The 22,987-nt window shown below is 72.2% G+C and carries 21 protein-coding genes; 7 read left to right on the top strand and 14 right to left on the bottom strand.

From position 1 onward, the window contains the following. Positions 1-2: 2 nt before the first annotated feature. The 3 genes from ybeY to ABD205_RS15820 form a co-directional block, all read right to left on the bottom strand. Positions 3-467, bottom strand: coding sequence for an rRNA maturation RNase YbeY (ybeY, locus tag ABD205_RS15830; RefSeq protein ID WP_344046374.1), 465 nt, complete (start codon positions 465-467; stop codon positions 3-5). Next, on the bottom strand, positions 464-1,399 hold the full coding sequence (locus ABD205_RS15825) for a PhoH family protein (RefSeq protein WP_344046454.1): 936 nt from the start codon (positions 1,397-1,399) through the stop codon (positions 464-466). Before ABD205_RS15825 ends, ybeY begins: the two co-directional genes overlap by 4 nt. A gap of 158 nt (positions 1,400-1,557) precedes the next feature. After that, positions 1,558-1,902: an HIT domain-containing protein gene (locus tag ABD205_RS15820; protein WP_344046372.1), complete on the bottom strand. Its 345-nt coding sequence runs from the start codon at positions 1,900-1,902 to the stop codon at positions 1,558-1,560. Between the two features lie 26 nt (positions 1,903-1,928). On the opposite strand from ABD205_RS15820, the gene ABD205_RS15815 reads away from it, so the two are divergent. The 5 genes from ABD205_RS15815 to ABD205_RS15795 all read left to right on the top strand — a co-directional run bounded on the left by ABD205_RS15815 (position 1,929) and on the right by ABD205_RS15795 (position 6,162). Further along, entirely contained in the window at positions 1,929-2,486 is a 558-nt protein-coding gene (locus ABD205_RS15815) for a Gmad2 immunoglobulin-like domain-containing protein (protein ID WP_344046370.1), read from the top strand. Next, entirely contained in the window at positions 2,483-3,529 is a 1,047-nt protein-coding gene (locus ABD205_RS15810) for a winged helix DNA-binding domain-containing protein (RefSeq protein WP_344046368.1), read from the top strand. Before ABD205_RS15815 ends, ABD205_RS15810 begins: the two co-directional genes overlap by 4 nt. A gap of 193 nt (positions 3,530-3,722) precedes the next feature. Beyond that, complete coding sequence (locus tag ABD205_RS15805) at positions 3,723-4,493, top strand: thioesterase family protein (RefSeq protein WP_344046366.1); 771 nt, start codon at positions 3,723-3,725, stop codon at positions 4,491-4,493. A 104-nt stretch (positions 4,494-4,597) separates the two neighbouring features. Beyond that, complete coding sequence (locus tag ABD205_RS15800; RefSeq protein WP_344046364.1) at positions 4,598-5,008, top strand: YciI family protein; 411 nt, start codon at positions 4,598-4,600, stop codon at positions 5,006-5,008. Between the two features lie 8 nt (positions 5,009-5,016). After that, positions 5,017-6,162 (top strand): RNA polymerase sigma factor, encoded by a 1,146-nt coding sequence (locus tag ABD205_RS15795; protein ID WP_344046452.1) that lies wholly within the window; start codon positions 5,017-5,019, stop codon positions 6,160-6,162. Positions 6,163-6,393: 231 nt separating this feature from the next. Here ABD205_RS15795 and ABD205_RS15790 read toward each other — a convergent pair whose 3' ends face one another. The 3 genes from ABD205_RS15790 to hrcA are packed head-to-tail and all read right to left on the bottom strand — an operon-like array spanning position 6,394 to position 9,354. Continuing rightward, positions 6,394-7,134: a 16S rRNA (uracil(1498)-N(3))-methyltransferase gene (locus ABD205_RS15790; protein WP_344046362.1), complete on the bottom strand. Its 741-nt coding sequence runs from the start codon at positions 7,132-7,134 to the stop codon at positions 6,394-6,396. A gap of 10 nt (positions 7,135-7,144) precedes the next feature. Continuing rightward, entirely contained in the window at positions 7,145-8,302 is a 1,158-nt protein-coding gene (gene dnaJ / locus ABD205_RS15785) for a molecular chaperone DnaJ (protein WP_344046360.1), read from the bottom strand. Between the two features lie 32 nt (positions 8,303-8,334). Next, entirely contained in the window at positions 8,335-9,354 is a 1,020-nt protein-coding gene (gene hrcA / locus ABD205_RS15780; RefSeq protein WP_344046358.1) for a heat-inducible transcriptional repressor HrcA, read from the bottom strand. A gap of 122 nt (positions 9,355-9,476) precedes the next feature. Between hrcA and ABD205_RS15775 the strand changes: the two genes are divergently transcribed. Continuing rightward, positions 9,477-10,340 carry an MBL fold metallo-hydrolase gene (locus tag ABD205_RS15775; protein ID WP_344046356.1) on the top strand — a complete coding sequence of 288 codons (864 nt, stop codon included), beginning with the start codon at positions 9,477-9,479 and terminating at the stop codon, positions 10,338-10,340. A gap of 61 nt (positions 10,341-10,401) precedes the next feature. Continuing rightward, complete coding sequence (locus ABD205_RS15770) at positions 10,402-11,277, top strand: DUF3097 domain-containing protein (RefSeq protein ID WP_344046354.1); 876 nt, start codon at positions 10,402-10,404, stop codon at positions 11,275-11,277. Here the strand turns inward: ABD205_RS15770 and ABD205_RS15765 are convergent. The 8 genes from ABD205_RS15765 to ABD205_RS15730 all read right to left on the bottom strand — a co-directional run bounded on the left by ABD205_RS15765 (position 11,274) and on the right by ABD205_RS15730 (position 22,987). After that, complete coding sequence (locus tag ABD205_RS15765) at positions 11,274-11,474, bottom strand: PspC domain-containing protein (RefSeq protein WP_344046352.1); 201 nt, start codon at positions 11,472-11,474, stop codon at positions 11,274-11,276. The genes ABD205_RS15770 and ABD205_RS15765 overlap by 4 nt on opposite strands. A 91-nt stretch (positions 11,475-11,565) precedes the next feature. After that, positions 11,566-12,792, bottom strand: coding sequence for a radical SAM family heme chaperone HemW (gene hemW / locus ABD205_RS15760; RefSeq protein ID WP_344046350.1), 1,227 nt, complete (start codon positions 12,790-12,792; stop codon positions 11,566-11,568). 24 nt (positions 12,793-12,816) lie between these two features. Beyond that, positions 12,817-14,511, bottom strand: a complete 1,695-nt coding sequence (locus ABD205_RS15755) for a serine hydrolase domain-containing protein (RefSeq protein ID WP_344046348.1) — start codon at positions 14,509-14,511, stop codon at positions 12,817-12,819. Between the two features lie 20 nt (positions 14,512-14,531). Next, positions 14,532-18,014 carry an error-prone DNA polymerase gene (locus tag ABD205_RS15750; RefSeq protein WP_344046346.1) on the bottom strand — a complete coding sequence of 1,161 codons (3,483 nt, stop codon included), beginning with the start codon at positions 18,012-18,014 and terminating at the stop codon, positions 14,532-14,534. A gap of 12 nt (positions 18,015-18,026) precedes the next feature. Beyond that, on the bottom strand, positions 18,027-19,577 hold the full coding sequence (locus ABD205_RS15745; protein WP_344046344.1) for a DNA polymerase Y family protein: 1,551 nt from the start codon (positions 19,575-19,577) through the stop codon (positions 18,027-18,029). Next, positions 19,574-20,275, bottom strand: coding sequence for a hypothetical protein (locus tag ABD205_RS15740; RefSeq protein ID WP_344046343.1), 702 nt, complete (start codon positions 20,273-20,275; stop codon positions 19,574-19,576). Before ABD205_RS15740 ends, ABD205_RS15745 begins: the two co-directional genes overlap by 4 nt. 161 nt (positions 20,276-20,436) lie before the next feature. Continuing rightward, positions 20,437-22,281, bottom strand: coding sequence for an AMP-dependent synthetase/ligase (locus tag ABD205_RS15735; protein WP_344046341.1), 1,845 nt, complete (start codon positions 22,279-22,281; stop codon positions 20,437-20,439). Between the two features lie 40 nt (positions 22,282-22,321). Further along, positions 22,322-22,987, bottom strand: coding sequence for an MOSC domain-containing protein (locus ABD205_RS15730; RefSeq protein ID WP_344046339.1), 666 nt, complete (start codon positions 22,985-22,987; stop codon positions 22,322-22,324).

Genomic DNA, 22,987 nt, shown 5'->3' with positions numbered 1-22,987 from the left:
GGCTACCGAGGAGCCTGGGCCTGCGAGCCCCACTCGCGGAGGATCTCCGCCTGGAGATCGAACATCTCCTTGTGCTCCTCCGGCTCCGCGTGGTCGTAGCCGAGCAGGTGCAGGATGCCGTGGGTGGTGAGCAGCTCGACCTCGGCGAGGGTGCCGTGGCCGGCCGTGGCGCCCTGCTTCTCGGCGATCGCCGGCGCGACCATCAGGTCGCCGAGGACGCCCTCCTCGGGCTCCTCGTCGAGCAGACCGGGACGCAGCTCGTCCATCGGGAAGGCGAGCACGTCGGTCGGCCCCTCCTTGCCCATCCACTGCTCGTTGAGCTCGGCGATGGTCGCCTCGTCGACGAGCTTGATGCACAGCTCTGCCTGCGGGTGGACGCGCATCCTGTCCATCACGAACCGTGCGAGCTTCGCCAGATGGTCGACGTCCAGGTCGGCGTCGGACTCGTTGAGGATCTCGATGCTCACTGATGCCTCTCCGGGCCGGGCTGCTGGGCGTCGAACTCGTCGTACGCCGCGACGATCTTGCCGACCAGTCGGTGCCGTACGACGTCGTGGCTGGTCAGCCGGTTGAAGCTGATGTCCTCGACCTCGTCCAGGATGCCCTCGACGACCCGCAGGCCGGACCGCGTGCCCCCGGGCAGGTCGACCTGGGTGATGTCGCCGGTGACGACGATCCGGGAGCCGAACCCGAGCCGGGTGAGGAACATCTTCATCTGCTCGGGCGTGGTGTTCTGCGCCTCGTCGAGGATGATGAAGGAGTCGTTGAGCGTGCGACCGCGCATGTAGGCCAGCGGCGCGATCTCGATCGTGCCCGACGCCATCAGCTTCGGGATCAGGTCGGGGTCGAGCATGTCGTGCAGCGCGTCGTAGAGCGGCCGCATGTAGGGGTCGATCTTCTCCGTGAGCGTGCCCGGCAGGAAGCCGAGCCGCTCGCCGGACTCGACCGCGGGGCGGGTCAGGATGATCCGGTTGACCTGCTTGGACTGCAGCGACTGGACGGCCTTCGCCACGGCCAGGTAGGTCTTGCCGGTGCCCGCAGGGCCGATGCCGAACGTGATGGTGTGCTTGTCGATCGCATCCACGTACCGCTTCTGGTTGAGCGTCTTGGGCCGGATCGAGCGGCCGCGCGTGCTCAGGATGTTCAGCGAGAGGACGTCGGCCGGCCGCTCCTCGGTCTCGGCGCGGAGCATGCCGATGATCCGCTCGACGGCCTCGGGCGAGAGGCCCTGACCGGTGCGGATAAGGGTGACCATCTCCTCGAGCAGTCGCTCGATGAGGGCGATCTCACCCGGCTCGCCGTGCAGGGTGATCCGGTTGCCGCGCACGTGCACGTCGGCGTCGAAGTGGGACTCGATCACCCCCAGGTGCTCATCGGCAGGTCCGAGGACACTCACCATGTCCACGCTGTTGGGGACCACAACGGTGTGCTTGGTGGTCAGCTGCTGCTGCGGAGTCTCAGTCACGTGAGCTTTCTGGTCGACGGCTGGGGGCCATGTAGGGCCTCCATGCTACGCGTGAAGAACGCCTGGGCACACCGCACTTGTTCCGGCGTCTCTCAGACCGGCAGGGCGGTGATGCCGCCCGCCAGCAGGTGCAGGTGGGTGTGGAAGATCGTCTGGCCGGCCTCGGCGCCGGTGTTGAAGAGCAGGTTGTAGGCGCCGTACCCCTCGCGCTCGGCGATGACGGCCGCCGACGCGACCAGCTCGCCGACGATGGTCGGGTCGGCGGTGGCCGACGCGGCGGCGTTCGGCTGGTGGTCGCGCGGGGCGATCAGGACGTGCAGCGGCGCCTTCGGCGAGATGTCGCGGAAGGCGACGAGACGGTCGTCCCGATGGACGACGTCACCGGGGACCTCGCCCGCGATGATCTTGCAAAACAGGCAGTTCGCGTCCGTACCCACGCGCACGATGGTGTCACACTGGTCCCATGCGAAACAGCCCCGTGCTCGGGAACAGCACCCTGCTCCGCCGTACGTCCGTCCTCGCCGCGGCCGCGCTGACGACGCTCGCCCTCGCGGGCTGCGCGAGCAGCAGCGGGAACGACTCCGTCGCCCAGGACCCGGCCACGGAGACGACGACCAGCTCGGCGCCGACCACGACCGCGCCGGTGGAGCCCACCGAGACCCCCAGCACGTCGAGCTCGACGCCGACGCAGACGGCCACGCCCGTGTCGGCGGACACCCTGATCACGCTGGACACGCCGACGGACGGCACCACCGTCTCGGGCTCGTTCGACGCCAAGGGCACGGCCAACTCCCCCGAGGCCAACGTGCCGTGGCGGATCCTCGACGCCGGCGGCCAGAAGGTGCTCCACGGGCACTTCACCGCCGAGGGCTGGATGGACAAGCTCTACCCGTACGCCGGGACGGTCGACGTCTCGAAGCTCGCGCCCGGCTCCTACACGTTCGAGGTCAGCGTCGACGACCCCTCCGGCGGCGAGGGCAAGGCGCCCCAGAAGGTCGATCGCTCGATCACGGTGCAGTGAGGCTGACCCGGCGCCGCCTCAACCGGACGCTGCTGCTCCGCCAGCAGCTCCTCGAGCGCGGCACCGGATCGCCGTCGGCGCTCGTCAGGCACCTCGTCGGGCTGCAGGCGCAGGAGCCGTTGCCGCCGTACCTCTCGCTCGCGGCTCGGCTCGAGGACCTCGACCCGCGCGAGGTCTCGCGTGCGCTCGAGGAACGCACCCTCGTGCGGATCGTGTGCCTGCGCGGCACGATCCACCTCGTCGAGCCCGCCGACGCCGTCACGCTCCGGCCGTGGACGGACCCCGTCCGCGAGCGCGAGCTGAAGGCGTCGCAGGTCGTGCGGCCGGCCGCGGGGCTCGACCGCGAGAGGTTCCTCGCGGCGCTGGCGGACGTGCTCGCCGACGGCCCACTCCCCCAGCCGGCGATCTCGGCCCGGCTCGCGGAGCGCTACCCCGACGTCACGCCGGCGGCGCTCGGTCAGCTCGCGCGGATCCTGGCGCCGCTCGCCCAGCTGCCGCCGCGCGGCTGCTGGAACGCCTCGGGCGGCGTCGTCTACGACTACGTCGACCGCTGGACCGGCCTGCCGCTCGCGGAGCCGGACGTGCCGGCGATCGTCCGCCGCTACCTCGCGGCGTTCGGACCGGCCACAGCCGCCGACGTGACGGCGTGGTCGGGTGTGACCCGGCTCGGTCCGGTGCTGACCGGGATGGCCGACCTCGTGCGGCACGAGGACGCGGACGGCCGGGTGCTCTTCGACGTGCCGGACGGGTCGTTCGCCGACGAGGACACGCCGGCGCCGGTGCGGCTGCTCGGCACGTATGACAACGTCTGGCTCTCCCACGCGACCCGCGACCGGGTGACCGACCCTGAGAAGCGGCGCGCGTGGATGGGGGCGAACGGCGGCGTGGGCAACGTGCTCCTCGTCGACGGCTGGCTCGAGGGGATCTGGCGGGTCGAGGACGGCCGGGTCCGGGTCGTGGACCTGCTGCGCCCCTTGAGTCCGAGCGAGCAGGCCGGGCTCGACGAGGAGATCGCCCGCGTCGAGGCGCTGCTCGGTCGGTGATGCGACGGGCGACCTGGTGCGGCGCCTGGTTGCCCTGAGTCACCCCGAGCCGCCCCGAGCCGCCCCGAGCCGCCCCGAGCCGCCCCGAACTATCACCGTGACAGTTCGAGCGGTCGGTGACAGTTCCGATGTGTCACCCGTGCCCCCAAGTGTCACGGTGACACTTTGCGGGGCGCGCCGGTTAGCCTCTCGCGTGCCCTACTTCATTCGCACCGGCGCGACCGCGTTCACTCCGACGGAGCACGTCGAAGGTGCCTGGACGACCGAGGAACAGCACGTCGCGCCCGCTCTCGGGCTGATGACCCACCTCGTCGAGGCAGACCACCGGCGCCGCCGTACCGGGGACGAGCTGGCGATCTCGCGGCTGTCGTTCGACATCCTCGGGGTGCTCCCGATGGACGAGGTGCAGGTCGAGGTCAGGCTGGTCCGCCCAGGTCGCACGATCGAGCTCGTCGAGGCGGTGCTCACCCACGGCGGTCGTCCCGCGGTCGTGCTCCGCGCCTGGCTGCTCGCGAGCCTCGACACGAGCGGCCTCGCCGGCACTGACCTGCCGCCGCTGCCCGGGCCGGACGCGATGCCGGAGTGGGACCCCACGCAGGTCTGGCCGGGCGGCTTCATCGCGTCCGCGCACGTACGCCGCGACGAGGCCACCCCGGGTCGCGCTCGTTACTGGGTCCGCACCGACGTACCGCTGCTCGACGAACCCACCGGTCCGCTCGCGAGCGCGGCCGGGCTCTTCGACATCGCGAACGGGATGACCGTCCGCGCCGACCCGGCCGAGGTCGCCTTCCCCAACGTCGATCTCACCGCACATCTCGTCCGAGCGCCGCGTCCCGGTTGGCTCGGTTTCGACACGAACGTCACGTTCGGACCGGACGGGCACGGGCTGACCAGCAGCACGATCCACGACGAGCACGGCCCCGTCGGGACCGTCGCGCAGACGCTCACCGTCAGGCCCTCGTGATCCACGCAGGGCTTCGGCCGCGATGATGTCGAGAACGAGCGATCCGCTCCGTCCCGGGGTTGAGCGCGACCAGAATGGGTCGCACCAGCGCGAGGAGTAACACCATGGCCAAGTACCTGCTGCTCAAGCACTACAGCGGCGCACCGGCTCCGCTCAACAACGTGCCGATGAGCCGGTGGACGCCGGAGGAGATCTCCGACCACGTGAAGTTCATGCAGGACCTCGCCGCCCGGCTCGAGGGCACCGGCGAGTTCGTCGACGCCCAGGCGCTCGCCCCGGAGGGCTCGTGGGTCAGGTACGACGGCGAGGGCCGTCCGCCGGTCACCGACGGGCCCTTCGCCGAGACCAAGGACCTGATCGCCGGCTGGATGGTCGTCGACGTCGACGCCCACGAGCGTGCGCTCGAGGTTGCCGCCGAGCTCTCGGCCGCTCCGGGCGCCGGTGGGGAGCCGATCCACGAGTGGATCGAGGTCCGCCCCTTCATGACCGAGCTCCCGCCGACCATCACGGAGTGATCCCCGCGATGGACGAGGCCCTGCTCCGCAGCCTCGCTCCCGGCGTGCTCGGGATCCTCGTCCGCCGCGGAGCAGACTTCGCGGCGGCCGAGGACGCCGTGCAGGACGCGCTGGTCGAAGCGGTCCGCGTGTGGCAGGCCGATCCGCCGCGCGACCCGAAGGGCTGGCTCGTCACGGTGGCGTGGCGCCGGTTCCTGGACGCGACCCGGGCGGACACGGCACGCCGCCGGCGGGAGGGCCTCGTCGACGAGGAGCCCGCAGCCGGGCCCGTGCCCGACACGGACGACTCGCTCCAGCTCTACTTCCTCTGCGCCCACCCGTCGCTGACCCCGTCGTCCGCGGTCGCCCTCACCTTGCGAGCCGTCGGCGGGCTGACCACGCGACAGATCGCGCAGGCCTACCTCGTGCCCGAGGCGACCATGGCGCAACGCATCAGCCGCGCCAAGCGCACCGTGTCCGACGTACGGTTCGACCAGCCCGGCGACGTCGCGACGGTGCTGCGGGTCCTCTACCTGGTCTTCAACGAGGGTTACTCCGGCGACGTCGACCTCGCCGCGGAGGCGATCCGGCTCACGCGGCAGCTGGCGACCTCGATCACGCATCCGGAGGTGGCCGGGCTGCTTGCCCTCATGCTGCTCACGGATGCGCGGCGCGCCGCCCGGACCGCGCCCGACGGCAGCCTGGTCCCGCTCGCTGAGCAGGACCGCAGCCGGTGGGACACCCGGCAGATCGCCGAAGGCGTCCACCTGCTGCAGACCGCTCTGGCCCGCGACCGGGTGGGCGAGTTCCAGGCGCAGGCCGCCATCGCGGCCCTGCACGCCGACGCGGCCCGGGCCGAGGAGACGGACTGGGTGCAGATCGTCGAGTGGTACGACGAGCTCGTCCGTCTGACCGACAACCCGGTCGTCCGGCTCAACCGGGCGGTCGCGGTAGGCGAGGCCGAGGGTGCGCGCGCCGGGCTGGCGGCCCTCGCCGAGCTCGAGGACTCGCTGCCCCGCCACACGGCGGTGGCGGCGTACCTCCACGAGCGCGACGGCGACCTGGGGACCGCCGCGCGCCTGTACGCCGACGCCGCGCACCAGGCGCCGAACCTGGCCGAGCGCGACCATCTGACGCGCCAGGCCGCGCGGCTCAACGCCGAACTGTCACGGTGACAGTTGGAGCTGTCGGTCACACGTACGAACTGTCACCCACGCCGCAAAGTGTCACGGTGACAGTTGGAGCTGTCGGTGACACGTACGAACTGTCACCCACGCCGCAAAGTGTCACGGTGACAGTTGGAGCTGTCGGTGACACGTACGAACTGTCACCCACGCCGCAAAGTGTCACGGTGACAGTTTGGAAGTGTCACGGTGACAGTTCGGGGAGGGAAGGCGTGCGGGCGGTCAGACCCAGCGCGACGTGCGCGCCAGCAGCGCGGACACGGCCGCCAGCCCGGCGGTGGAGGTCCGCAGCACCTCGGTGCCCAGCCGCACCGTCACGGCCCCGGCGGACTCGAACGCGGCCACCTCCTCGGCTGACAGGCCACCCTCGGGGCCCACGACGACCACGATCTCGCCCTCGGCCGGCAGGGCGACAGCCGAGAGCGGGGCGCCGGCCTCCTCGTGGAGCACGACGGCCACGGGTGCGGCCACGATGCGCGTCAGCACGTCGGCGGTCGACGCCAGCGGGGCCACCTCGGGGAACCAGGAGCGGCGCGCCTGCTTGGCGGCCTCACGAGCGGTGGCACGCCACTTGGCGAGGGACTTCTCCGCGCGCTCGCCCTTCCAGACGGCGACGGAGCGCGACGCGGCCCAAGGCACGACCGTGGAGACGCCGATCTCGGTGAGCACCTCGACCGCGAGCTCGCCCCGGTCGCCCTTCGGGAGGGCCTGCACGACCGTGAATGCCGGCGCTGGTTCGGGGGCCGAGGACACCGACACGACCGTCACCGTGAAGACGCGCTTGCCCGTCGACGCGACCGAGCCCACGACCGACAGCCCGGCCCCGTCGGTGAGCACGACCGACTCGCCGACGCGCAGGCGGCGTACGGCGACCGCATGGTGCGCCTCGTCCCCCTCCACCGTCACCGACGAGCCCGCGACGATGTCGGCGAGGGTCGGCACCAGATGGACCGGGAGGGACATCAGCGTGCTCTCAGTGGCCGTTGAACGCGTTGCGCAGGCGGCCGAAGACGCCCTTCGACGCGGCGCGCAGCTGACCCGACGGATGCGTCTCGCCGCGCAGGCCGGCCAGCTGCTCGAGCAGCTCCTGCTGTGCCGGGTCGAGCGAGGTGGGCGTCTCGACGATCACCGTGACGATGAGGTCGCCGCGGCCGCCGCGCAGGCCCGGGACGCCGTACGCACGGATGGTCTGGTCGGTGCCCGACTGCGTGCCCGGCTTGACCTCCAGCTCGAACGACGTGACCAGGTCGGACGACGACGTCTCGGAGACGAGGTCGGCCTCGAGGGTCGGCAGGGTGAGCGTGGTGCCGAGCGCGGCGGCGGTCATCGGGACCGTCACGGTGCAGTGCAGGTCGTTGCCCTGCCGGTTGAAGACCGGGTGGCGGGCGACCTGGATCTCGACGTACAGGTCGCCGGCGGGGCCGCCGCCGGGGCCGACCTCGCCCTGGCCGGCGAGCTGCACGCGGGTGCCGTCGTCGACGCCCGCCGGGATCTTGACGGTCAACGTACGACGGGTGCGGACCCGACCGTCGCCGCTGCACTCGCGGCAGGGCTCGGGGATGATCGTGCCGAAGCCGCGGCAGGCCGCGCAGGGGCGCAGCGTGCGGATCTCGCCGAGGAACGAGCGCTGCACGTGCGCGACCTCGCCGGCACCGCCGCAGGTCTCGCACGTGATCGGCTTCGACCCGGGGGCCGCGCCGTCGCCGTGACACGTCTCGCAGGTGACGGCGGTGTCGACCTTCAGCTCGCGGGTGACGCCGAACGCCGCCTCGGCCAGGTCGACCTCGAGCCGGATCAGGGCGTCCTGCCCGCGGCGCACCCGCGGGCGCGGCCCGCGACCGGCCGCGGCACCGCCCTGGCCGCCGAAGAAGGCGTCCATGATGTCGGTGAAGGAGAAGCCGGCTCCGGCGCCGAACCCTCCGCTGAACGGGTCCCCACCCCGGTCGTAGGCCGCCCGCTTCTGCGGGTCCGAGAGGATCTCGTAAGCGTGCGAGACCTCCTTGAACCTGTCCTGGGCGACCGGGTCCGGGTTGACGTCGGGGTGGTACTCCCGAGCCAGCTTCCGGTAGGCCTTCTTGATGGTCGCGTCGTCGGCGTCGCGGTCGACGCCGAGGAGCTCATAGGGATCCAACGTGTTTCTCTTCCTTGCTGTCCGGGCGGCGCTCAGGCCTCGTCGAGGATGCGCGAGACATACCGCGCCACCGCTCGCACGGCCGCCATCGTGCCGGGGTAGTCCATCCGGGTCGGGCCCACGACGCCGAGCGTCGCCAGAGCCGAGTCGCCCGGGCCGTAGCCGGTCGTCACGACGCTGGTCGACGAGAGCTGCTCGTAGGGTCCCTCGGCGCCGATCCGCACCGTCACCAGGCCGCCGGCGGTGGCCTCGCCGATCAGCTTGAGCAGCACGACGTGCTCCTCCAGCGCCTCGAGAAGCGGCCTCACCGAGGTCTCGAAGCTGTCGCCGTACCGCGCCAGGTTGGAGGCGCCGGCGACCGCGATCCGCTCGTCCGAGCGGTGGTCCGACATCGCCTCGACGAGGGTGTCGACCACCACCGCCGCCGCGCCCTCGTGCGGGGCGACCTGGGCCGGCAGCGCCCGGAGGGCCGTCGCGGCGTCCGCGATCACCTCGCCGGTGGCCGCGCGGTTGACCCTCGCGCGCAGGTCGCCGAGGGAGTCCTCGTCGACCGCCGCGGGCAGCTCCACCAGACGCTGCTCGACCCGGCCCGTCGAGAGGATGAGGACGACGAGGAGCCGCCTGGGGGTGAGGGCGACCAGCTCGACGTGGCGCACCGTCGAGCGGGCGAGCGTCGGATACTGCACGACCGCCACCTGGCGGGTCAGCTGCGAGAGCAGGCGTACGGAGCGCTGCACGACGTCGTCGAGGTCGACCGCGCCGTCCAGGAAGCTGGCGATCGCGCGCCGCTCCGCCTGGCTCATCGGCTTGACCGTGCTGAGCTTGTCGACGAAGAGCCGGTAGCCCTTGTCGGTCGGCACCCGGCCCGCACTCGTGTGCGGCTGGGCGATGTAGCCCTCCTCCTCGAGGACGGCCATGTCGTTGCGCACGGTCGCGGGCGAGACACCCAGCCCGTGCCGCTCCACCAGCGCCTTGGAGCCGACGGGCTCCTCGGTGGACACGTAGTCCTCGACGATCGCTCGGAGCACCGCCAGCCTGCGGTCGTTCTGCATGCGGCACCTCCTGCCGACGTACGGTGCCGATGCCTTGGCACTCACCCGTTTGGAGTGCCAATCGTACAAGGGCGGTCGAGGATCGCCGGCCTCGCGACACTCCTTGCCCCTACGCTGCTGCGGTGACCGACACCGGCTTCCAGGAGATCGCGGACCGCGTCTGGCTCGCACGCTACGAGTGGTGGGACGTCAACGTGACGCTCATCGGCGGCTCGGCAGGGCTGGTCGTGGTCGACACCCACGCCTCCGCAGCAGCCGCCCGCCAGGTCGTCGAGGACGTACGCCGCCTCGGCGTCGGCGGCGTGACACGGATCGTCAACACCCACGAGCACTTCGACCACACCTTCGGCAACGCCGAGCTGCGGGCGGCGTACGGCGTCGTGCCGATCCACGCCACGGAGGTGGCCGCGGTCAACACGATCGCCTCGGGCGAGCGAGCGAAGGCGCGCTACGGCGCAGACCCGTCCGACCCGAGGGCCGCGGAGATCATCGCCACCGAGATCGTGCCCGCCGACACGACGTTCGCGAGCGTCGCGGCCATCGACCTCGGCGACCGGCTCGTCGAGCTCGCCCACCCGGGCCGCGGGCACACCGCCGGCGACCTCGTCGTGCGGGTGCCGGACGCCGACGTGGTGCTCGCGGGCGACCTGCTGGAGGAGTCGGGGCCACCGGTCTACGGCGAGGACTCCTATCCCCTGGAGTGGGCGCTCACGATCGACGTCGTGCTCGGCATGCTCACCACGTCCTCCGTCGTGGTGCCCGGTCACGGGCTGCCGGTCGACCGGTCGTGGGTGGAGCAGCAGCGCAACGACCTGGCCTGGGTGACCTCGAACATCCGCGAGCTCGCGGGCCGCGGCGTGCCCGTCCAGGAGGCGGCCGGAGCCACCGAGTGGCCGTGGCCGACGGACGACTGGCGCTTCGACGGAGCGATCGCCCGCGGATACTCCCAGCTCCCGCGAGCCGCCCGGGGCCTCCCGCTGGCGTAGCCCCGGCCCGGCCCCGCGTGTTGCTGCTGGGACGGGGGTGGCTCCTGGGACAATTCGTAGCATGGCTGACCGCTACGGCTCCGACGTCCTCTCCACCGACTGGCGCGCCCCCAAGCGCGGCCGCGCCGTGGAGGCGCCGGCGGAGATCGGCGCCGTCGTGGAGGCCGTCGCGATCGACGGGGCGGGCACCGACTGGGTCGGCGAGATCGTCGCGGTCGAGCGAGACCTCGGCACGGTGACCCTGGAGGACCGGCGCAACCGCCGCCGGACCTTCCCGCTCGGGGCCGGCTTCCTGCTCGACGGGCGCCCGGTGATCCTGACCGCACCGGTGCGCGCGGCCGCGCCGACCGGCCCGCAGCGCACGGCGTCGGGGTCGATCGCGGTGCCGAACGCCCCGGCCCGCGTCGCCCGGGCGAGCCGCATCTTCGTCGAGGGGCGCCACGACGCGGAGCTGGTCGAGAAGGTGTGGGGCGACGACCTGCGCATCGAGGGCGTGGTCGTGGAGTTCCTCGGCGGCGTCGACGACCTCGCCGACCACCTCGTCGACTTCAAGCCCGGGCCGCAGCGCCGGGTCGGCGTGCTCGTCGACCACCTGGTGAAGGGATCGAAGGAGTCGCGGATCGCCGACGCGATCGTGCGCTCCCCCGCCGGGAAGCACGTGCGGATCGTCGGCCACCCGTTCATCGACGTCTGGCAGGCGGTCAAGCCCGACCGGCTCGGGCTGAGCACGTGGCCGACCATCCCGCGCAGCATCGAGTGGAAGAAGGGCGTCTGCCAGCACCTCGGCTGGCCGCACCGCGACCAGGCGGACATCGCCCGCGCGTGGCAGCACATCCTGTCGAAGGTCAGGTCCTACGACGACCTCGAGCCCGAGCTGCTCGGTCGGGTCGAGGAGCTCATCGACTGGGTCACGGCCGAGGCGCCCGTCGCGGGCTAGTACGTGCGCCGATCCTCGTTCGGCATGATGATCCAGAGCAGGATGTAGGCCAGCACCTGCGGGCCGGGCAGGAGGATCGACAGCACGGCGATCACCCGGACCAGTGTCGGGTCCCAGCCGAAGCGGTAGGCGATGCCGGCGCAGACTCCGGCGATCACGCGGCCGTTGCGGGGGCGGTAGAGGGTCGTTGCGCTCATGCCTACGACGGTAGGCCCGTCGGCCGCCCAGCTCCATCGGGATCCACCCCGGTCCGCCCCTGGGTCGGAACCCGGGGAGGACCCCACAGCCTCAGGGCAGCAGCTCCCGCACGACCCCGTCGGCGAGCAGCCGACCCTGCGGTGTGAGGACGAGCCGGTCACCGCTCACGGTGACCAGACCCCTCTGCGCCAGGTCGGGTACGGCGGCGCGACCCGCGTCGTCGATCACCTCGAGCGGCAGCCCCGTGTCGAGCCGCAGCTCGAGGAGGACCCTCTCCACGTGGCGGTCCTCGTCGCTCAGCACCTCACGGGCGTGTGCGGGGCTCACTCCGGCGGCGATCCGGTCGGCGTACGCGACCGGGTGCTTGACGTTCCACCAGCGCACGCCGCCGACGTGGCTGTGCGCGCCCGGCCCGACGCCCCACCAGTCGGCGCCGGTCCAGTAGAGCAGGTTGTGGCGGCACCGGCTGGCCTCGTCGCGGGCCCAGTTCGAGACCTCGTACCACTCCAGCCCCGCCTTGCGGACCCGCTCGTCGACGAGGACGTACTTGTCCGCCAGGTCGTCCTCGTCCGGCATCGGCAGCTCGCCGCGCCGGACCCGGCGGGCCAGCGCGGTGCCCTCCTCGACGATGAGCGAGTACGCCGACAGGTGGTCGGGCTCGCAGGCGAGCGCCGCCTCGACACTGGTCTCCCAGTCGGCGATCGACTCCCCCGGCGTGCCGTAGATCAGGTCGAGGCTGACCTGCTCGAACCCGGCCTCCCGGGCCCAGCGCACGACGTCCGGCACCCGGCGCGGGTCGTGGGTGCGGTCCAGCGTCGCCAGCACGTGCGGCACCGCGCTCTGCATGCCGAACGAGAGCCGGTTGACGCCACCCTCCCGCAGCACGCGCAGCGAGTCCGGGGTGACGCTGTCGGGGTTCGCCTCGGTCGTCACCTCGACGTCGGCGGTCAGCCCGAACTCGTCACTGATCGCCGCCACGATCCGGGTGAGGTCGCCCGCGTCGAGCAGCGTCGGCGTGCCGCCGCCGAAGAAGACCGTCTCGACGGGGACGTCGCGCGTCCCCAGCACGCGACGCGCCTGCCTGATCTCGGCGATCGCGGCGTCGGCGTACGTCTGGCGGCTCGCGCCGGGATGTCCGCCGACCGGTCCCAGCTCCAGGGCCGTGTAGGTGTTGAAGTCGCAGTAGCCGCAGCGGACCGTGCAGAACGGCACGTGCACGTAGAAGCCGAGCGGCCGCGCGCCGAGTCCGTCGAGCGCCGACCCCGGCAGGCGCCCGTCGGTCGGGACGGGGTCACCGTCGGGCAGCGCGGAAGGCATGTCTCCAGTATCCGGCGCGCTCGGTCAGCGGCTGAATCGGTGCGCGAGCCGGGCGTGCTCGGCGGTCGGGCAGGCGGTGAGGGCGAGCGCCGGTGCCGGGTCTGCACGGGTGACCTCGAGCCGCCACCACATCGTCCCCGCACGTACGACGAACGTCGCGGTGCTCTCCCCGTCGCCGGCGAGCACGCCGGCGATCCGTGCCGGGCCACCCAGGGCCTGTGCGGCGGCGAGCGCCCGCCCGAACGTGCCGCCGGCGCCGCCGGTCGGAGCCTGACCCGACACCGCACGCGCCGCGACCGATGCCAGCGCCTCGGGCGGGTCCGGGACGGCAGTGAGCTTGAGCGACTGCACTGCCGGCTCGGGCGTGGGCGCGACCTTGATCTCGACGTCGTAGCGACCTCGCTCGGCCGGCACCGACCACGACGCCTGACCCAGGCCCTCGGCGTACGGCTCCTCCGCGGGACCGCTCGGCGCCCCCACCAGGGCGCGCGCGGCCGACAGCTGCTCGAGCCGCTCGGCCTCGGGCACGTCGAGCTCGACGTTGAAGGTGAACAGGTCGTCGTTGAACGGGTCGCCGCTCGTGCGGAGCTTCGCGGACACCGCCTCGACGACCTCCCGGCTGGCGGTGGGCGAGGCGGCAGCCGTGCGCTCACCCGCCACCAGCGCCCGGAGCGCGTCGCGGCAGACGTCGACAGGAGCGGCGTAGGTGCCGTTCGCGAGGGCGATGACGCCGAGGCCGGTCTCGGGGTGCCAGCGCATGTGCGACCCGTAGCCGGGATAGCCGCCGGAGTGCTGCACGACGTCGCCGTGGTCGCTGTGGTGTTCCACGAACAGCCCGAAGCCATAGCCCGCGGCACTCGCGGCGAGGGCGGCGCCGCCCACCGGCACGTCGACGGAGAGGGCGCCGGAGACGCCGATCAGGCGCTGCAGCTGCTGCATCTCGCGACGGCTGGCGGAGGACAGCGGGTGCATGAGGTCGGGTCGCCGGAACGCGTCGGTGAAGCCGCCGACCCACCGCGCCAGGTCGGTCAGTGAGCTGTGCAGGCCGCCCATCGCCGAGAACGTCCCGGGCAGCACGGCCGGCTCCACGGCCCAGTCCTCGCCGCGCCGGTGGTGGCCGACGACGAGGGCGGGGCCGACGTCGCGGACGTCGTACCGCGTGGCGGTCATGGCGAGCGGGCCGGTGAGCTCGTCCAGCACGAACCGGCGGTAGCCGCCCTCGCCACCGGTCAGCGCGTCGATGGCCCGGCCGAGGAGGGCGTAGCCGAGGTTGCTGTACTCGAACCGGGTCCCGGGCACCGCGCCGACGGTGAAGCCACCCGAGAGGAACTCGCCGAGCTCCGCGTAGGTCTGGGGCTCGTTGCGGTCGCCCCACGGGTCGTCGGTGAGGAGCCCGCCGCTCATGGTGAGCAGGTGGCGGATCGTGAGGTCCGGCAGGTCGACCTCGGGAACGTACGCCGCCACGGGGTCGTCGAGCCGGAGCGCGCCCCGGTCCCGGAGCAGGAGGACGGCGCTAGCGGTGAACGACTTCGTCATCGACGCGATCCGGTGCACGCTGTCGGCGGTCGGCAGGGTCTGCTCCCCCGTGCCGATGGAGCCGATCCCGCGCGAGTGCAGGATCTCGCCGTCCCGGACGACGGCGTAGACCAACCCCGGCGACCGTTCCTTCGCCAGCTCGGCGGCGAACAGGTCATCGACGGTGCTGGGGTCGAGGGTCACGGGCACATCCTGCCGCGCGCTCAGCGGAAGTCGCGCGACCGGTGCCGCGACTGCAGCGCCTGCTCGGCGCTCGGAGCGACGTCACCGAGAGGCGCGAGCCGGTCGGCGGCGAGGTTCGTGACACCGTCGCTGCGCTCGAGGATGCCGCGGATGAGCATCGCCGAGGACGAGACGGCGATCTTGCGATGCCGGCGCCACAACCCCTCGGTGCAGATGACGTTGAGCATCCCGGTCTCGTCCTCGAGGTTGAGGAACGTGACGCCACCGGCCGTGCCGGGGCGCTGACGGTGGGTGACCAGGCCGGCGACGGTGACCCGGCGACCGCTCTCGACACCGGCCAGGTCGGCGATGGATCGCACCCCGCTGCCCGACAGCTGGGAACGCAGGTGGGCGAACGGGTGGCCGTCGGGCGTCATCCCGGTCGCCCACAGGTCGGCAAGGGTCAGCTCGACCTCGTCCAGCTCCGGCAGGGTCGGCGCCTCGACCACCGGCGCCGTGCCGCGCAGCTGGTCGGCCGACTCGGTCCAGCCGGCCGACCAGAGCGCCTCGCGCCGGCTCAGTCCCTGGGAGATGTCCTGGGCAGCGCCGGCGGTGGCCAGCGCCTCCAGCTGCTCGCTGGTCAGCCCGGCCCGCCGGGACAGGTCGGCGAGGTCGACGAACGGCCGCTCACTCCGAGCGGCGACGATCCGCTCGGCGGTCTCGGTCCCGATGCCGCGGACCGAGTCGAGCCCCAGGCGAACGGCGAAGGCCCCGTCACGCCGGTGCTGGGGAGTCGGGTCGGGTGTGCCCGGCACCCAGCGCGTCGGCTCGGGGTGGTCACGGAGGCAGTCGTCGCGAGTCTCGCCGAGTCTGCGCTGGTGCACCCGGTCCCTGGGACCGTCATCCCCAACGCTCGGGTGCACAAGCGCCGACTCGGCGAGAGCCTCGAGGTCGGCGGTCGCGCCGGAGCGGAGCAGGTCCGGACGGCGTACCTCCACCCCATGGCGGCGGGCGTCCTGCACCAGCGACTGCGGCGAGTAGAAGCCCATCGGCTGCGCCCTCAGCAGCCCGGCGAGGAACGCGCCGGGATAGTGCAGCTTGAACCACGAGCTGGCGTAGACGAGCTTCGCGAAGGACAGCGCGTGGGACTCGGCGAAGCCGAAGCTGGCGAACGAGAGGATCTGGACGTACGTCGCGTGCGCGACGTCGTCGCTCATCCCCTTCTCGCGCATGCCGTCGAGCAGCTGCGCCTTGAGCGACTCGATCCGCTCGACACCCCGCTTGGAGCCCATCGCCCGGCGCAGCAGGTCGGCGTCGTCGGCGGAGAAGTCGCCGAGCACACGACCCATCTCCATCAGCTGCTCCTGGAAGAGCGGGACGCCCTTGGTCCGCTCGAGGACGGGGATCAGCAGCGGATGTGCGTACTCGACCGGCTCGCGACCGGTGGCGCGTCGCACGTAGGGATGCACCGCGCCGCCCTGGATCGGGCCCGGCCTGATGAGCGCGATCTCGATGGCGAGGTCGTAGAAGCTGCGCGGCTGCAGCCGCGGCAGAGTGCCGATCTGGGCACGGCTCTCCACCTGGAAGACGCCGATCGAGTCGGCGCGACAGAGCATGTCGTAGACGGCCGGCTCCTCCTTGGGGATCGTCGCCAGCTCCCAGCGCTCGCCCAGGTGCTCGGCGGCGATCCGCATCAGGTGGTCGAGGGCGGCGAGCATCCCGAGCCCGAGCAGGTCGAACTTCACCAGCCCCATGAACTCGCAGGAGTCCTTGTCCCACTGCAGCACCGTCCGACGGTCCATCCGACCACGTTCGATGGGGCACACCTCGCCGATCGGGCGCTCGGTCAGGATCATCCCGCCGGAGTGGATGCCGAGGTGGCGCGGTGCCCCGTGGAACTGCTGCGCCAGGGCGAGGACCGGCTCGGGGATGCCGGCGTCCTCAGGAGCCTCGACGCTCGTCCAGCTCGACACGTGCTTGGACCAGGCGTCCTGCTGCCCCGGCGAGTGGCCGAGCGCCTTGGCGGCGTCGCGGATCGCCATCTTCGGCCGGTAGCCGATCACGTTGGCGACCTGGGCGGCGTTGTGCCGGCCGTAGGTCTCGTAGACCCACTGGATCACCTCCTCGCGCCTGTCCGAGTCGAAGTCGACGTCGATGTCGGGCTCCTCCTCACGGTGCTCGGAGATGAACCGCTCGAACGGCAGCCGGTAGAAGACCGGGTCGATCGCGGTGATCCCCAGCGCGTAGCAGATGGCGCTGGCGGCCGCGCTCCCACGGCCCTGGCAGAGGATCCCCTGGCTGCGCGCGAACGCCACGATGTCGTGGACGATCGCGAAGTAGCCGGGGAAGTTCTTGCGGATCACCACCTCCAGCTCGTGGTCCACCCGGTCACGGGCGCGCGCGACGAACGCCGGGTCGGCGGCGTACGCCGCGGCGTACCGCTCGGCGAAGCCCTCCTCGACCAGGTGCCGCAGCCAGCTCGCCGCGTCGTGACCTGCGGGGATCCCGCGACTGGGCAGCTCCGGCTTGGCGGTGCGCAGGTCGAACGCGCACTCGTCGGCGAGCGTGACCGACCGTGCGACCGCGCCGGGGTAGCGGGCGAACCTGGCCGCCATCTCGTCCCCGGCGCACAGGTGGGCGGCCCCGGCGGGCAGCCAGCCGGCCATCTCCGACAGCGACCGCCGGGCGCGGACCGCGGCCATCGCATCGGCCAGCCGGTGCCGCTCGGGCGTGGCGTAGTGGACGTTGTTGGTGGCCACCGTCGGGAGACCGGCGTCTGCGGCGAGCCGGGCGAGCAGGTCGTTGTGGCGCGAGTCGAGCGGCAGCCCGTGGTCGGTGAGCTCGACGGCGACGTTGTCCCTCCCGAAGCGGCCGACGAGACCCGCCAGGGCGTCGGCGGCCGCACGCGGGCTCTCGGCCGTTCCTCGGGCCAGCGCTTGGCGAACGGCACCCTTGCGGCAGCCGGTGAGCACCAGCCAGTCGCTGTCCCCCGGTCCGCCGGACCGCTCCGCGAGCTCGTCGAGGTCGTAGACGGGGCGCCCCTTCTCGTCGCCTCGCAGCTGGGCATCGGTGATCGCCGCGGCCAGCCGGTGGTAGCCGGCCACCCCGCGGGCCAGCACCAGCAGGTGGCTGCCCTCCGGGTCGGCGACGCCGAGCTGTGGGCCGCTGAGGCCGAGGGAGAGCTCGGCACCGTAGATCGTCCGCGGTGCGGACGGCTGCAGCCGCGCGGCCTCGGCGAACAGGGGCGCCCCGTAGAATCCGTCGTGGTCGGTGATCGCGAGCCCGTGCAGGCCGAGCCGGATCGCCTCGACGACCAGCTCGGCCGGCCCGCTCGCTCCGTCGAGGAAGCTGAAGCTCGAGTGGCAGTGCAGCTCGGCGTACGGCGTCCCCGGCTCCGCCGGCGGCGCGACGTCACTCGCCGTGAGTCGACGCTTGCGCGAGACGGGCGCCTCGTCGCGGCCGCCCTTGCCCGACAGCCGTCGCTCGAGGTCCTTCCAGGGGATGGCGGGGTTGTTCCAGCCCATCAGTCGGCCCTGCTAGTCATACGCCGCCTCCGTGACCCATCCGGCGAGCGCGTCGTCGAAGGTGACCAGCCAGGCCCTGCCGTCGGCGGCGACGAGCTGGAACCGCGCCACCCGACGACCGCCACCGGGCTCCCACCACAGCTCCTCGACCGGCCAGGGGCCGGCCCAGGCGGCGACCGGCAGCCAGCCCTCCTCGCCACCCGGGCGGAACCGCGCCGGCGGGGAGCTCACCGTGCCGCGCCGGCCGACCACCACCGGACGTCCGGCCGGGTCGACGACGGCGGCGGGGCACGGCTTCGCCAGCACCCGGGCCGGGTACGGCGGCGGGATGCTGCCCGGCCACGGCAGCTCGCGCGGCCGCAACGACGTGGCGCGCGTCCCCCACGGCACCATCGCCTGCCGCTCGGCGGGCGATCGGCCACCCTGCAGGACCGGTGCGACGACCGCCTCCGGTCCGAGCATCCCCTGCACCCGGGCGATGCCGCGCTCCACCCGACCGTCGGTGCCACCCCAGAGCCCGTCGGCGTGCACCGACTCGGCGACGACGCCTTCGGGCACCAGCCGGACCCGGGTCACCGGCGATCCGATCCGGCCGGCCTTGAGGGACCCGACGAGCTGCCAGTGGAGCCGGTCGACGAGGTCGGCGGAGGTGAACCAGCGCGGATGCAGCCACCGCCGCTCGGACGCGACCACGTGATCGGCGGAGACCTGGATGAGCACGTCGGTGCAGACCAGCTGCCGCTGCCCCAGCTGCTCGACGAACCGCTCGGCGGTGCGCCGGGTGCTGAAGCAGACCGCCTCGGCGTCGGCCAGCGGCGGCTCGAAGTCGACGTGGACCGCCAGCTCCGGCGGCGGCGTACGTGTGTCGAGCGGCCTCGCGCCGCCGCCGTGCAGCACCCGGTGCACCCAGGCGGCCCGCTGCCCGAGCCGGGAGGCGACGCTCGCCGACGGGAGCCCGGCCAGGTCACCGAGGCTGGTGAGCCCGAGCCGCCGCAGGAGGCTGACCGTCTCCGGCTCGTCGAGCGCCTCGACCGGCAGCGGACGCAGGAACGACCCTGACTCCCCCTCCGGCACGACGACGCTCTCCTGCACCGGCGCGCTGCGAGCCGCCTGCTCGGCGGTGAACAGCTCGTCGGCGATCCCGACCCGCACGTCGCGGATCCCGAGCCCGACCACGCACTCGGCGAGCACGGCGCCGGCCTCGGTCTCGCCGCCGTAGAACCGGCCGGGCGACCGCAGCGCGACCAGGCCCGGTCGCAGCGGCGCCACCCCGGGCCGCAGCGCTTCCAGCGCCTCCAGCACCTCCTCGAAGGCGCGCGCGTCGCGATCGGGCTCGGCGTCGAGCACGAGCAGCTCCGGACAGCGGGCCTGCGCGTCGCGGCGTCGCATCCCCCGGCGCACCCCGAACTCCCGCGCCGCCGCGTTGACCGCCTCGGCCCTGTTGGCGGCGAAGACCGCCGACGGGAGACGGCTCGGCAGGTCGCGGCTGCGCAGCGCCGCCACGACCGGCCAGTCGGGACACCAGACGACCAGGACGCGGCCCGTGCTCCTGGGCGTCGTCATCCGACGTCCCTGATCTCGGCGACCCGCTCGCTCCCGACGGCTCGCAGCGCGAGGTCGGCGTCGGGGAACCACAGGTCGGTACGCCGCGGCGGGGCCGTGCCGCGCTGGACGGCGACCGTCACGTGCCGGGCACGCAGGTGCCCATCGCCGCGGCCGGCGCCCGACCAGCGGGGCGTCTCCACGGCGAGCCGTACGTCGGCCCGCGGCCACGGCCCCAACGAGACGAGCGCCGCCTCACGGGTGCGCAGACGTGCCGCCAGCTTGCCGGCGTGGGCCTCGCCGACGCGTCCGGGCGGCCGCACCACGACGATCGTGACCACGTCGACCAGCGCGGCGACCGCCTCGAGCCAGAGCTCTCCGGGGTCGGGGACCAGCACCGTCCTGTCGAGCCGGACGCCCAGCGAGGCGGCCGCCTCCGCCCCGAAGTCGGACATCCCGACCACGGCGCCCCATCCGCCGACCGCCGAGGGGCCGGCCAACAGCGCGAGGGCGAGCCCCGCTCCGCCGTACTCAGGCGCGACCTCGTAGGTGCCGCCCGCCCGCAGCTGCACGATCCCCGCCAGCGCGGGGTGCGTGTCGAGCGCCCGAGCTGCCTCTCCGGGGCGCCCCTGCAGTCGGCTGATCCGCTCCCGCAGCCGGTCTATCTCGGCGTGCTTGTCGGGTCGGTCAGCCGATCTCAGCAGGGTTGGTGATGCCACACCCCATCGTCGAACATTTGTTCGAACAACGCAAGGTCGGAGTACCCGGTTAACCGGGTACTCGTGACCTCACCCAGGGAACTCCGGAACTTCCGGGGTGTCATGAACCCCCGGAAGTTCCGGAGTACCCGGTTAACCGGTGACTCCGCCCGCCGGTCAGATCACTCGTAGAACGCCTTGAGGCGCTCCTGCTCGTTGGTCTCGACCACGTTGCGCTTCACCTTCATGGACGGGGTCAGCTCGCCCGACTCGATGGTGAGGTCGCGCTCGAGGATCTCCCACTTCTTGATGCTCTCCCACCGGTTGAGCTTGGTGTTGAGCTCGTCGACGTAGCCCTTGACCATCTCATGGGCGGCCTCGGACGTGACGATGTCGACGTACGACCGACCCTCGAGACCGTGTTCGTCGGCCCAGGCGACGATCGCCTCGGGATCCAATGCGACCAGCGCGACGGCGAAGTTCCGCTCCGCGCCGAAGACCAGGAACTGGCTCGCGTAGGGGCAGATCGCCTTGAACTTCGCCTCGATCTGGGCGGGCGAGACGTACTTGCCGCCCGAGGTCTTGAAGACGTCCTTGATCCGTCCGGTGATCGTGAGGTAGCCGTCACCGTCGATCGAGCCCTTGTCGCCCGTGTGCAGCCAACCGTCCTCGGTCAGCACCTGCTCGGTGGCCTCCGGGTTGTTGTGGTAGCCGGCCATGACGTGCGGGCCGCGGATGAGGACCTCGTCGTTCTCGCCGATCCTGACCTCGCTGCCGGGGAGCGCGGGGCCGACGGTGCCGATCTTGTTCAGCTCGGGGTGGTTGACCGTGGCGCCCGCGGAGTTCTCGGTCATGCCGTAGCCCTCGAGGATGAGGATGCCGGCGGCGTTGAACCACGACGCGATGTCGGGGTTGAGCGCAGCGGAGCCCGAGATGAAGAAGCGCACCCGGCCGCCGAAGCGGGTCCTGATCTTGCGGAAGACCAGGATGTCGAAGAGCGTGTGCTGCAGCTGGAGGCCGATCGGGATCTCCTGCCCGGCCGCCACCAGTGCGTCGTACCTCTTGCCGACGGCGAAGGCGCGGTCGAAGAGCTTCTTCCGCGCGCCACCCTCGGACTCGACCATGGTGACGATCCGCGAGTGGGCCTTCTCGAAGATGCGCGGCGCGGCGCCCATGAAGGTCGGCCGCACGATGCCCAGGTTGTCGACGATCTTGTCGACCCGGCCGTCGATGGCCGTCGGGAAGCCGATCGCGAGCTGCGTCGAGAGCAGCACCTTGCCGAAGACGTGGCTCATCGGCAGCCAGAGGAACTGCAGGTCGTCCTCGTGCAGGATGTCCTGCGCCTTGATCGCGGAGCCCTCGTAGACCCACGAGCGGTGCAGCAGCCGCACGCCCTTGGGACGGCCGGTGGTCCCAGACGTGTAGACGAGCGTCGCCAGCTGGTCCGGCGCGATCCCCTTGGCCACCTGCTCGATCAGCCCGTTGTGCTCGGCGAGGAAGACCTCGCCGATCTCCTCGAGGTGCGCGAGCGTGATGACGTGGTCGTCTCCGAACTTGTGCGATACGGGTGAGCCGTCGAACGTGACGATCTTCACCAGGTCCGGCAGGTCCGCGTCGGCGAGCTTGGCGAGCTGGGTGTCGTCCTCGGCGAAGACGACGCGGCACTGCGAGTCGTTCAGGATGTACGCCGTGTCCTCGGCGTTCGTCGACGGGTAGACGGTCGTCGTGGCGCCGCCCGCGCACATCACCGCGAGGTCGGCCAGGATCCACTCGTAGCGCGTGCTCGAGGCGATGCCGACCCTCTGCTCGGGCTCGATCCCGAGACTGATCAGGCCGGCGGCCAGCTTGGTGACGCGCTCACCGACCTCTCGCCAGTCCACGGAGTGCCAGTGGTCCTCGCCGTCCTCGGTGTGCGGGAAGAGGAAGGCCTCACCCTCCGGCGTCGCGGCGACCCGCTCGAGGAACTGCACCGCCACGTTCGGCGGCATGTGGTCCAGGAACGAGATGTCGGTCGTGGGCGCTGTCATGTCGGAAACGATCCCCTTCGGATTGTGGGTCGCACGAACCCTAGACCGCCGTCCTACCCGGCGGTAGCCCTTCCGTGATCCGGGCCGCCTTCACCCGCACCTGCTCGACCAGGCCGTCGATGCACAGCAGCTGCGGCAGCAGGGAGTGGTCGAGGTTGATCGCGCGGAACATCGTGGACACCGTCACACCGTGGCCCTGCCGGTGGACCGTCTCGATCTCGTCACCCGCGGCGATCTCGCCCTGCCGCAGGACGCGGAGGTAGGGCCCGGGCCGGCACTCGGCCATGAACCGCTTCACCCACTGCCGGTCGTCGAAGCCCGACTCCCCCATCCAGCCCTTGAAGTCGTTGCACGGGGTGCGCACGTACGCGATCTCGAAGATGGCGGTGCCGATGCGCCAGTGGTCGCCGATCTCGGCCTCGTTGACGTCGATGCCCTCGGTGGTGAGGTTCTCGCCGAACTGGCCGTCGCGGATCTCACGGCCCAGCTCGCGCTCCCAGCGGTCGAGGTCCTCGCGAGCGAACGCGTAGACCGCCTGGTCGGCGCCGCCGTGGTGCAACGTGTCGGACACGACGTCGCCGACCAGCCCCATCCGGTGCGCCCGGACCGGCCCGGTCACGGGCCGCTTGTCGATGGAGGTGTAGCCGAGCCCGGCCCACTCCTTGTCCTTCGGGCGGCCGACGTTGACGGAGCGCAGCACGGGCAT

This window comes from Nocardioides panacihumi (assembly GCF_039530925.1).
Classification (GTDB): domain Bacteria; phylum Actinomycetota; class Actinomycetes; order Propionibacteriales; family Nocardioidaceae; genus Nocardioides; species Nocardioides panacihumi.
This window is presented reverse-complemented; position numbering and strand designations above follow the sequence as displayed.

What these genes read in the sequence shown, in the direction of transcription:
- ABD205_RS15825 (WP_344046454.1), bottom strand. Translation starts at nt 1,399, where the DNA reads ATGGTGAGTGTCCTCGGACCTGCCGATGAGCACCTGGGGGTGATCGAG.
- ABD205_RS15815 (WP_344046370.1), top strand. Translation starts at nt 1,929, where the DNA reads ATGCGAAACAGCCCCGTGCTCGGGAACAGCACCCTGCTCCGCCGTACG.
- ABD205_RS15800 (WP_344046364.1), top strand. Translation starts at nt 4,598, where the DNA reads ATGGCCAAGTACCTGCTGCTCAAGCACTACAGCGGCGCACCGGCTCCG.
- ABD205_RS15795 (WP_344046452.1), top strand. Translation starts at nt 5,017, where the DNA reads ATGGACGAGGCCCTGCTCCGCAGCCTCGCTCCCGGCGTGCTCGGGATC.
- ABD205_RS15790 (WP_344046362.1), bottom strand. Translation starts at nt 7,134, where the DNA reads ATGTCCCTCCCGGTCCATCTGGTGCCGACCCTCGCCGACATCGTCGCG.
- hrcA (WP_344046358.1), bottom strand. Translation starts at nt 9,354, where the DNA reads ATGCAGAACGACCGCAGGCTGGCGGTGCTCCGAGCGATCGTCGAGGAC.
- ABD205_RS15770 (WP_344046354.1), top strand. Translation starts at nt 10,402, where the DNA reads ATGGCTGACCGCTACGGCTCCGACGTCCTCTCCACCGACTGGCGCGCC.
- ABD205_RS15765 (WP_344046352.1), bottom strand. Translation starts at nt 11,474, where the DNA reads ATGAGCGCAACGACCCTCTACCGCCCCCGCAACGGCCGCGTGATCGCC.
- hemW (WP_344046350.1), bottom strand. Translation starts at nt 12,792, where the DNA reads ATGCCTTCCGCGCTGCCCGACGGTGACCCCGTCCCGACCGACGGGCGC.
- ABD205_RS15750 (WP_344046346.1), bottom strand. Translation starts at nt 18,014, where the DNA reads ATGGGCTGGAACAACCCCGCCATCCCCTGGAAGGACCTCGAGCGACGG.
- ABD205_RS15745 (WP_344046344.1), bottom strand. Translation starts at nt 19,577, where the DNA reads ATGACGACGCCCAGGAGCACGGGCCGCGTCCTGGTCGTCTGGTGTCCC.
- ABD205_RS15735 (WP_344046341.1), bottom strand. Translation starts at nt 22,281, where the DNA reads ATGACAGCGCCCACGACCGACATCTCGTTCCTGGACCACATGCCGCCG.
- ABD205_RS15730 (WP_344046339.1), bottom strand. Translation starts at nt 22,987, where the DNA reads ATGCCCGTGCTGCGCTCCGTCAACGTCGGCCGCCCGAAGGACAAGGAG.